The sequence below is a fragment of the Sinorhizobium sp. GQ132 genome (genome assembly GCF_059758575.1).
Genome location: NZ_JCAXDX010000020.1, coordinates 34,555 through 43,810, shown reverse-complemented (window position 1 = coordinate 43,810; position 9,256 = coordinate 34,555). Strand labels below are relative to the sequence as shown.

13 protein-coding genes are annotated in these 9,256 nt (G+C 63.1%); 4 read left to right on the top strand and 9 right to left on the bottom strand.

Annotation, left to right across the window (positions count from 1 at the left end):
- Nucleotides 1-22 precede the first annotated feature (22 nt).
- The 3 genes from AC6CIG_RS28190 to AC6CIG_RS28180 all read left to right on the top strand — a co-directional run bounded on the left by AC6CIG_RS28190 (nt 23) and on the right by AC6CIG_RS28180 (nt 1,516).
- Nucleotides 23-664 carry a ThuA domain-containing protein gene (locus AC6CIG_RS28190; protein WP_018097300.1) on the top strand — a complete coding sequence of 214 codons (642 nt, stop codon included), beginning with the start codon at nt 23-25 and terminating at the stop codon, nt 662-664.
- Nucleotides 665-873: 209 nt separating this feature from the next.
- Complete coding sequence (locus AC6CIG_RS28185) at nt 874-1,137, top strand: type II toxin-antitoxin system prevent-host-death family antitoxin (RefSeq protein ID WP_018097301.1); 264 nt, start codon at nt 874-876, stop codon at nt 1,135-1,137.
- A complete protein-coding gene (locus AC6CIG_RS28180) occupies nt 1,109-1,516 on the top strand; it encodes a hypothetical protein (protein WP_437412434.1) in 408 nt (135 codons plus the stop codon). Before AC6CIG_RS28185 ends, AC6CIG_RS28180 begins: the two co-directional genes overlap by 29 nt.
- Nucleotides 1,517-1,692: 176 nt before the next feature.
- Here AC6CIG_RS28180 and msrA read toward each other — a convergent pair whose 3' ends face one another.
- The 5 genes from msrA to sdhC form a co-directional block, all read right to left on the bottom strand.
- Nucleotides 1,693-2,289, bottom strand: coding sequence for a peptide-methionine (S)-S-oxide reductase MsrA (gene msrA / locus AC6CIG_RS28175; protein WP_498324223.1), 597 nt, complete (start codon nt 2,287-2,289; stop codon nt 1,693-1,695).
- A gap of 152 nt (nt 2,290-2,441) precedes the next feature.
- Nucleotides 2,442-3,221, bottom strand: a complete 780-nt coding sequence (locus AC6CIG_RS28170; protein WP_003531162.1) for a succinate dehydrogenase iron-sulfur subunit — start codon at nt 3,219-3,221, stop codon at nt 2,442-2,444.
- A gap of 18 nt (nt 3,222-3,239) precedes the next feature.
- On the bottom strand, nt 3,240-5,081 hold the full coding sequence (gene sdhA / locus AC6CIG_RS28165) for a succinate dehydrogenase flavoprotein subunit (RefSeq protein ID WP_026168837.1): 1,842 nt from the start codon (nt 5,079-5,081) through the stop codon (nt 3,240-3,242).
- 7 nt (nt 5,082-5,088) lie between these two features.
- A complete protein-coding gene (gene sdhD, locus AC6CIG_RS28160) occupies nt 5,089-5,469 on the bottom strand; it encodes a succinate dehydrogenase, hydrophobic membrane anchor protein (protein ID WP_018097305.1) in 381 nt (126 codons plus the stop codon).
- A gap of 11 nt (nt 5,470-5,480) precedes the next feature.
- The gene (gene sdhC, locus AC6CIG_RS28155) at nt 5,481-5,873 is read right to left on the bottom strand and encodes a succinate dehydrogenase, cytochrome b556 subunit (RefSeq protein ID WP_018097306.1); all 393 of its coding nucleotides are present in this window, start codon (nt 5,871-5,873) and stop codon (nt 5,481-5,483) included.
- A gap of 305 nt (nt 5,874-6,178) precedes the next feature.
- Between sdhC and AC6CIG_RS28150 the strand changes: the two genes are divergently transcribed.
- Nucleotides 6,179-6,802 (top strand): hypothetical protein, encoded by a 624-nt coding sequence (locus tag AC6CIG_RS28150; protein ID WP_127710617.1) that lies wholly within the window; start codon nt 6,179-6,181, stop codon nt 6,800-6,802.
- Nucleotides 6,803-6,818: 16 nt separating this feature from the next.
- On the opposite strand, the gene AC6CIG_RS28145 is transcribed toward AC6CIG_RS28150, so the two are convergent.
- The 4 genes from AC6CIG_RS28145 to AC6CIG_RS28130 are packed head-to-tail and all read right to left on the bottom strand — an operon-like array spanning nt 6,819 to nt 9,248.
- A complete protein-coding gene (locus AC6CIG_RS28145) occupies nt 6,819-7,487 on the bottom strand; it encodes a class I SAM-dependent methyltransferase (protein WP_018097308.1) in 669 nt (222 codons plus the stop codon).
- A 13-nt stretch (nt 7,488-7,500) separates the two neighbouring features.
- Complete coding sequence (locus AC6CIG_RS28140; RefSeq protein ID WP_100672780.1) at nt 7,501-7,932, bottom strand: EVE domain-containing protein; 432 nt, start codon at nt 7,930-7,932, stop codon at nt 7,501-7,503.
- A 6-nt stretch (nt 7,933-7,938) separates the two neighbouring features.
- Entirely contained in the window at nt 7,939-8,232 is a 294-nt protein-coding gene (locus tag AC6CIG_RS28135; protein ID WP_100672779.1) for a YciI-like protein, read from the bottom strand.
- Nucleotides 8,233-8,249: 17 nt separating this feature from the next.
- Nucleotides 8,250-9,248, bottom strand: a complete 999-nt coding sequence (locus tag AC6CIG_RS28130) for an NAD(P)H-dependent glycerol-3-phosphate dehydrogenase (RefSeq protein ID WP_127710615.1) — start codon at nt 9,246-9,248, stop codon at nt 8,250-8,252.
- Nucleotides 9,249-9,256: the final 8 nt, after the last annotated feature.

Sequence of the window (9,256 nt, the reverse complement as noted above, 5' to 3'; positions counted from 1 at the left end):
TCTAATTTGAGGAGGAATGAGAATGCGCGAGGCACTGATCGTCTGGGGCGGCTGGAGCGGGCACGAGCCGCAGGAATGCGCCCATATCATCCGCGACATGCTGCAGGAGGACGGGTTCAAGGTCTATCTGGAACACACGACCGAAGCCTTCGCCGATCCGTCGATCCACGACCTGTCGCTGATCGTTCCGATCATGACGATGTCGAAGATCGAGAAGGAAGAGGTAAAGAATCTTGCCGCGGCCGTCGAAGGCGGCGTCGGTATCGCCGGCTATCACGGCGGCGCGGGCGATGCCTTCCGCGAGAGCGTCGAATACCAGTTCATCATCGGCGGCCAGTGGGTGGCCCACCCGGGCAACATCATCGACTATCGCGTGAACATTACGCGCCCCGACGATCCGCTGATGGAGGGTATCTCCGATTTTCCCTATACCTCGGAGCAATATTACATGCATGTCGATCCGTCCAACGAGGTGCTGGCAACGACCACCTTCTCCGGCGAGCATGCCTCCTGGATCGAAGGCGTGACGATGCCGGTGGTCTGGAAGCGCAAGCATGGGAAGGGCCGGGTCTTCTACTCCTCGCTCGGGCATGTGGCCAAGGAATTCGAGGTGCCCGAGATGCGCACGATCTTCCGCCGCGGCGCGAATTGGGCTGCGCGCTGACGGGGGATACGGCGGATCGACCGGGTCCGCCGCGCTCGTCGATGGCGCTCCCTCGAGGTCTACGATGCAGCCCGGAGAAGCCTGCAGTGGCGGAGGACATCGAGCCGCAGTTTGACGCGCTCACCCAAGTCTGGCCACGGGGTAACTCAGCGCTGGACGTAGCCGCATAATTTACGTATTTTACGTATATTGGGAACGGAGCGACGCAGATGAAGCAATTCACTTTCAGCGAAATGAATCGCGCGTCCGGCGAGATCCTCGAGGCAGCGTTGATCGAGCCCGTAGCGCTTACCAAGCGCGGAAAGGAAAAGCTCGTCATCCTGTCCGCTGCTCAGTATCAGAAACTGGTTGGCCGACCTCACGCGGCCGCCTACACGCTCGAGAATGCGCCGGACGATATTCATGATGAACTCATGACCGGCCTCGATGCGATCATTGCCAGCGATGACCACGACGATGTTCAAGGCGGGTGACGTCCTTCGCTGCTACTATCTTTGGGCGAGGCAAGCCGGCGACGGTGAGGAATCGGGCCGCAAGGAGCGGCCGGCTTGCCTTTTGGTGAAGACACCGACGGAGCCGGTGAAGCTGTTTTTGTTCCCGATCACCTCACGGAGTCCGGATCCGTCGATCGTCCACATTGCCGTCAGCGAAATCGAATGCCGCCGTGGCGGGCTCCGTTTCCCGTCCTGGCTGATCCTGGACGAGTACAATCTGCTCCGTCTCGACGAAGCCTATGATCTCGCATCGACAACGCCGATCGGCACCTTCAGCCCGGCTTTCGTTCGCAAGGTGGCCACCCTGATCAAGCAAGCGGCGGCACAACGCCGTCTGCGCGTTGTCATCCGAAAGTAGAAAGGATGCCTTCCGGACAGCGAAGGAGCGCGCTTCGAGAAACGCATTGACGCGGGCTACGCCCGCAAATGGGCTTGAAGAGAGGCCGGGCGCGAAAGCAAACCGGCCAATTGCATACCCAATCCTATCCAACACTTCTTATGCAGGATGCCGACGGGCGGATGAGGGGCAATCGATCAATGATCGACGCCTGCATAGGCGCGATCGCCCCAGAGCTTCTCGACAGTTCGGTTTCTGCCGCAGCCGTTGCGATAGTACCAGTAGCGGATCGGGTTCCGCTTGCCGAAGTCCTGATGGTAGTCTTCCGCCGGCCAGAATTTCGCTGCGCCTTCGACGGGCGTGACGATCGGCCGGCCGAGCTCCGCCTCGGCCTTGATCTTTTCCGCCTTCGCGTCCATCGCCTGCCGCTCGTTCAGCGCATAGATCGCGGTCGTATAGGCGAAGCCCCGGTCGCAGAACTGGCCACCGTCATCCGTCGGGTCCGTCGTACGGAACAGGACGCCGACGAGCTCCGCATAGGAGACCCGGTCCGGGTCGAACTTCACGCGCACCACCTCGCGGTGTCCACCCCTCGAATAATCTTCATAGGTCGGGTTCGCGCTCTTGCCGCCGGCATAGCCGGAGATCGTTTCGAGAACGCCGGGCACGGCGTCGAAGTCGCTCTCGACGCACCAGAAGCAGCCGCCGGCGAAGATAGCATATTGCGGTTCTGCCGCCCGCGCCGGCAGCACCAGGAAACAAGTGACGAGAAAACCGAGCAGCAGGCGAAGCATCGGCGACCCTCCATCCTCGGCTATTACCTAACTGCCTCGCGGCGCGTTTCAAATCACTTAGCAACACGTCGATGTGACGGACGTGAAAGCAAAACGGCGAGCCGAGGCCCGCCGTTGAAATGATGCTGAGAAACACCTGCAGGACGGAAGGGTCAGAACCGCCGCTCGACCAGCATCTTCTTGATCTCGCCGATCGCCTTGGCGGGGTTCAACCCCTTCGGACAGGCCTGGGCGCAGTTCATGATCGTGTGGCAGCGATAGAGCCGGAACGGATCTTCGAGATTGTCGAGACGCTCGCCGGTGGCCTCGTCTCTGGAGTCGATCAGCCAGCGATAGGCCTGCAGGAGGACGGCGGGGCCGAGATAGCGGTCACCGTTCCACCAATAGCTCGGACAGGAGGTCGAGCAGCAGGCGCAGAGAATGCACTCATAGAGGCCGTCGAGCTTCAGGCGATCTTCGTGGCTCTGCCGCCATTCCTTGGCCGGCGTCGGCGAAACCGTTTTCAGCCAGGGCTCGATCGAACGGTGCTGCGCATAGAAATTGGTGAGGTCGGGCACGAGGTCCTTGACGACGGGCATGTGCGGCAGCGGATACACCTTCACGGCGCCCTTCACCTCATCCATGCCCTTGGTGCAGGCCAGCGTATTGGTGCCGTCGATATTCATCGCACAGGAGCCGCAGATGCCTTCGCGGCAGGAGCGGCGCAGCGTCAGCGTCGGATCGATGTTGTTCTTGATGTAGAGCAGACCGTCCAGAACCATCGGGCCGCAATCGTCGATATCGATGTAATAGGTATCGATCCGCGGGTTTTTGCCGTCGTCCGGATTCCAGCGATAGACCCGGTATTCGCGCAGGTTCGCCGCACCGACCGGTTTCGGCCACACCTTGCCTTCGGTGATCTGCGAGTTCTTGGGGAGAGCGAGTTCAACCATGTGCCTTAGTCCTCGAGATCAGTAGACGCGCGCCTTCGGCTCGATCTTGTAGGGATCGATGCCTTCGGCGATCAGCTCGGTGTGCACCGGACGAAAATCGAGCCGGACGTCGCCCGCTTCGTTGACCCAGGCAAGCGTGTGCTTGCGCCAGTTGACGTCGTCGCGACCGGCGAGCGGGCCGTCCTTGTAGTCCTCGCGCGCATGCGCGCCGCGGCTTTCCTTGCGCGCCTCGGCGCCGTAGACCGTGGTGATGGCGTTGGCCATCAGGTTTTCGAGCTCCAGCGTCTCGACGAGATCCGAGTTCCAGATCATCGAGCGGTCGGTGACCCTGACATCCGGCAGTTCCTTCCAGATCGCCGACAGGCGACGGCAGCCGGATTCGAGCGACTCCTGCGTACGGAACACGGCCGCGTCTTCCTGCATGGCGCGCTGCATCTTGTCACGCAGCACTGCCGTGGGCGTGGTGCCGTTGGCGTGCCGCAGCCGGTCGAACCGCTCCATGATGCGGTCGCAGGAGGCCGTGTCGACGTCCGGCACCGCCTCGTTGCGGTCGATGATCTGGCCGGCGCGGATCGCCGCCGCACGGCCGAAGACGACAAGGTCGATCAGCGAGTTCGAGCCGAGCCGGTTGGCGCCGTGCACCGAGGCGCAGCCGGCTTCGCCGACGGCCATCAGTCCGGGCGCGATTCGCTCCGGGTTCTGGCCGTCCGCATTCAGCACTTCGCCCCAGTAATTGGTCGGCACGCCGCCCATATTGTAGTGAACGGTCGGCAGCACCGGGATCGGCTCGCGCGTGACGTCGACGCCGGCGAAGATCTTCGCCGATTCCGAAATGCCCGGCAGGCGCTCATGCAGCACTGCGGGATCGAGATGGTCGAGGTGCAGGAAGATATGGTCCTTGTTCTTGCCGACGCCTCGGCCCTCGCGGATTTCCATCGTCATGCAGCGGGAAACGACGTCGCGCGAGGCAAGGTCCTTGGCAGAAGGCGCGTAGCGCTCCATGAAGCGCTCGCCCTCGGAATTGACCAGATAGCCGCCCTCGCCGCGGGCACCTTCGGTGATGAGGCAGCCTGCGCCGTAAATGCCGGTCGGATGGAACTGCACGAATTCCATATCCTGCAGCGGCAGACCGGCGCGCGCAATCATGCCGCCGCCGTCGCCGGTGCAGGTATGCGCCGAGGTCGCGGAGAAATAGGCGCGGCCGTAGCCGCCGGTCGCCAGCACCACCATCTTGGCGGCGAACCGGTGGATCGTGCCGTCGTCGAGGTTCCAGGCGACCACGCCGGTGCAGCGCCCGTCAGCCGACATGATCAGGTCGATGGCAAAATATTCGATGAAGAATTCGGCATTGTTCCGGAGCGATTGGCCATAAAGCGTATGCAGGATCGCGTGGCCGGTACGGTCGGCGGCGGCGCAGGTGCGCTGCACCGGCGGCCCTTCGCCGTAGTTCTGCATGTGGCCGCCGAAGGGGCGCTGATAGATCTTGCCTTCTTCGTTGCGCGAGAACGGAACGCCATAGTGCTCGAGTTCGTAGACCGCCTTCGGCGCTTCCATTGCGAGATACTGCATGGCGTCGACATCGCCGAGCCAGTCGGAGCCCTTGACGGTGTCATAAAGATGCCACTGCCAGCAGTCGGGCGTCATGTTCTGCAGCGAAGCGGCGATGCCGCCCTGTGCCGCGACCGTATGCGAACGCGTCGGGAAGACCTTGGTTATGCAGGCCGTCCTCAGGCCCTGCTCGGCCATGCCGAGCGTCGCGCGCAGGCCCGCCCCGCCGGCGCCGACGACGACGACGTCGAAGGAATGGTCGACATATTGATATGCCTTGCCGTTTGCAGCGGGTGAACTGATCGATGCCATGACGAAATTACCCTGCAAAAGCGATCTTCAGGACGGCGAAAAGACAGAGCCCGCCGACCGCGATCGTGAAGAATGTGTTGAGCATGAGAAGCGCAATCTTGGCGCCCTCCGCATGGACGTAGTCCTCGATGATGACCTGCATGCCGATCTTCATGTGGACGAGGCCGGCGACGACCATCAGACCCATGGCAACCGCCACGAAGGGGTTCGAAAGGGCCGCGATCAGTTCCGCATGCGGTGCGCCCGCATAATGGGCGAGAAAGACGACGAAGAAGATCGTGAGAGGAATGCTGGCGACGGCCGTGAGGCGCTGCCGCCAGAAGTGATCCGTGCCTTCCTTTGCCGAACCGAGACCCCGGACCTTGCCGAGAGGTGTACGCATATTCATGTCGAATTCCCTTAACGAGCGAGGTAGCCGACGACCCAGATGACGAGCGTCAGCGTCGCCGATGCGACGATCATGGCCTTCGCCATTCTCGTCGCGAAGTGCTTCTCATAGCCGTAGCCGAGATCCCAGCCGAGGTGGCGGATGCCGCCCAGCAGATGGTGCACAAGGGCCCAGGTATAGCCGAAGAGGACGACCTTGCCGATGAACGTGCCGAACAGCCAGTTCACCCAGTCGTAGTAGGCAGCGCCCGAAGCAGCGGCGATCAGCCACCAGGCCACCAGGACGGTGCCGAAATAGAGCGCGCCGCCGGTGATGCGGTGCATGATCGACATGATCATGGTGGGGATCGGCTTGTAGATTTGAAGATGCGGCGAGAGCGGCCGGCTTCTTGTGACATTCGTCATCGGAACCTCGCGGGATGACCGGATATGCGTCCAAAACTGGACTCTTTTCGTCCGGTATCGCACCCGATTGTGCGCAATTCAGTCACCCGGACCTTTAATCACCATAGGGCTTCACGACAAGTGTGTTTGCAGTGCAAAATCAATTTAATCGATTTGACGGAAAACGGCATTTTCCCGCCTCGGAGAGACATCCGGCCTTTTAACGATATGCACGAAAAAACCCAGCCGAATCCGTGACATTTCCCGTCGGTTGCCGCAGGATGCACTTTAACGGTTTGTTAACGATGATCCGGAGGCAGCGAGACATGAACCCCTCGCAAATGGTCCGCGCGGCCAAAGCTCTAGTCGTGGCCTTCGCACTTGCGATGCCCGCCGGTTTGCCGGCACGGGCCGCCGAAAGCGACGGTTTCGGCAATGTGGAGACCCGAACCCGCCATGTCCGGATCAAGCATCGCACGCCCCATCACACCTGGCGCAAGGCGCGCCACCGGTCAGTAACGACCGTCGGCGGTTTCGCATCTGCCGGTTCCATGGGCCTGCCCGATGTTCAGACCCGCACCCGGCACGTCCGGCCGAGATATCCCTGGCCGGGATATTCCCGGCATCGTTACGCTCCCCGCGGACGGGATCGTGGTCCTGTGATCGTCATCAATGGGGGCGGATACGCGTCCGGCGGTTACGGCAGCTATGGGAGTTACGACTTCCCGACACCCATTCCGGACATCGGCACCTATGCCGGCGGCCTTTCGGCGTTCCGCGATGAAGGAAACGGCATCTATTTCAGCCGGGACGGCGGCTACGCCTATCTTGCCGGCGAGACCGCAGCAGCCAACCCATCGTCGAAACGCGCGAAGATCATCATCGTCTCGCCGCAGGTAAACGCCAGCGCTTGCTCCTGGGAGCACGGCGTCTGCGTCGTCCGGCCGTAGAGGGCGGACGTTCCTCTCAATCGTCGCCGGCGCCGACAGCCGGACCGAACCGCCAGACCGTCGTGCGCTTCACCTCGCTGTCTTCGAGCGCCCGCGTCACCGGCACCTCGTAGGTCGCAAGGTCAGTCATCCGCCCGCGTGGACAATAGGCCCGGCCCGGATCGCCGACGAGAACGACGGCACCGGCACGTTCGAGCGCGTCGAACCAGGGCAGAAGAAGATCGGCGAAGCTCTTGTCGTAGAAGACGTCTCCGGCGAGGTAGACGTCGGCCGCCCGTTCCGAGCCGACGATATCGTCTCCGGTGAAGGCGAGCGATACGCCGTTGAGCCCGGCATTCAGCCGCGCGGCCGTTTCGGACCATGGGTCGATGTCGGCGGCGGTGACCTCATCGGCGCCGGCCAACTTCGCCGCAATGGCGACGAGGCCGGAACCGGAGGCGAAATCGATGACGCGGCGGCCGCGCACCGTCTCGGGATGATCGAGGACATAGCGGGCAAGCCCCTGCCCTCCCGCCCAGGCGAAGGCCCAGAAGGGCGGCGGCAGACCGATCCGTTCCAGCTCCTCCTCGGTCTTCAGCCACAATTCATGCGCCTCGCCCGCAAGATGCAGGCGGATTTCCGGCACGTGCGGCGGCGCGAGAATGTCGGTGTTGGCGCGGATGAAGCTTTCGGGATCGGTCTTCACGACATTCGGGTCGCTATCGGGGCGGATTGTCCAGCCCGCCCATGCGGCAGACCTCGATCCACTCGTCATCCGTCACCGGCTGCACCGAAAGACGCATCGACGTGACGAGCGACATCTTGGCGAGCTTCGGGTTTTCCTTGATTTCCTTGAGTGAAACCGGCCGTGGCATGTCCCTGACGGCGCGGATGTCGACGCAGTCCCAACGGGCGTCGCCCTCTGCCGTCGAGTCCGGATGCGACAGCGCGCAGACCTCGGTGATGCCGACGATCTCGAGCCCCTCGTTGGAGTGATAGAAGAAACCCTTGTCGCCGATCTTCATCGCCCGCATGTTGTTGCGCGCCAGGTAGTTGCGCACGCCGGTCCATTCGGTGCCCTTCTCGCCGGCATCCTTCTGCATCTGCCAGGACCATTTCGCCGGTTCGGATTTGTAGAGCCAGAACGCCATCGCCCCTCAAGCCTCCGGATTGTTGAAGACCCAGTTGTAGGCCTTGATCTCGACATTGGCGAAGAGACCCGCCTTCGCGTAGGGATCGGCCTCGGCAAGCGCCCTGGCCTCTTCGAGCGTGTCGGCCTTGACGATCACGAGGCTCCCCGTCGGCTTGCCGTCGGCGCCGAGGAAAGGCCCTGCGATCTTCAGGATGCCCCGGGCATTGAGGTCGTTGAGATAGGCGACATGGTCAGGTCGGGTGTCGACCCTGAGTTGCAGCGCGCCGGGCTTGTCGGTGCAGAGCAGTGCGAAGAGCATGGATCCTCCTGAAGACATCATTCGTGGGTGATCGGTCTGGACATCAGTTGTTCGAGAGCCGAGCGGACATCCAGCTTTCCGTCGACGATGGCTGCGACGGCCTCCGTGACCGGCATCTCGATGCCGAGTCCGCCCGCCACGCGGGCGGCGACGGATGCGGCAAAAGCGCCCTCCACCAATTCGCTGCCGGCGGCAGCCCGGCCGTCTTTACCGAGGGCTATGCCGAAGCGCAGGTTGCGCGACTGGTGGCTCGTCGCAGTCAGCACGAGGTCACCCAATCCCGAAAGGCCGCGCACAGTGTCCGCCTCGCCGCCCCTCGCGACGATGAAGCGCGACATTTCCGCAAGCCCGCGCGAGATCAGCGCAGCGCGGGCCGAGTCGCCGAGGCCGGCGCCTTCGACGATGCCGCAGGCGATCGCCAGCACGTTCTTGAGCGCCCCGCCAAGCTGAACGCCGGTGCGGTCCGCCGAGGGATAAAGCCGGAACGTCCGCCCGGAAAGCGCCTCCGCAAGCTCCGTCGCGATCGCGGTATCGGGGGCGGCGATCACCATGGCGGTCGGCAGGCCGCGAGCGATATCGGCGGCAAAGCCCGGGCCGGAAAGCACCCCGACGCGACGGCCCGGCAACTCCTCTTCGAGAACGTCGGTGAGGAGTCGGCCGGTCGATTGCTCCATGCCCTTGGCGCAGGTGACGACGATCGCCCTGGCGCCGATCGCGGCACCGTAGCACCGCGCCGCGTCCCGATGCGCTTGCGAAGGCATCGCAAAAAGCACGATGTCGGCGTCTTCGAGCGCGGTCGCCTGCGAAGAATAGACAAGGCGCGGGGGAAGCGGAATTCCCGGGAGAACCGCGTCATTCCGCCCGGTACGGCGACATTGCGCGGCCGCTTCTTCCCGCCGGGCAAGCAGAGTGACATTCGCCTTGTCCTTCGCTGCCGCGACGGCCGAAAGCGCCGTTCCGAAGGCGCCCGCCCCGACGACCACGATTTTTTGCGCGCTCTTCGATTTGCCGCTCATCTTCCGTC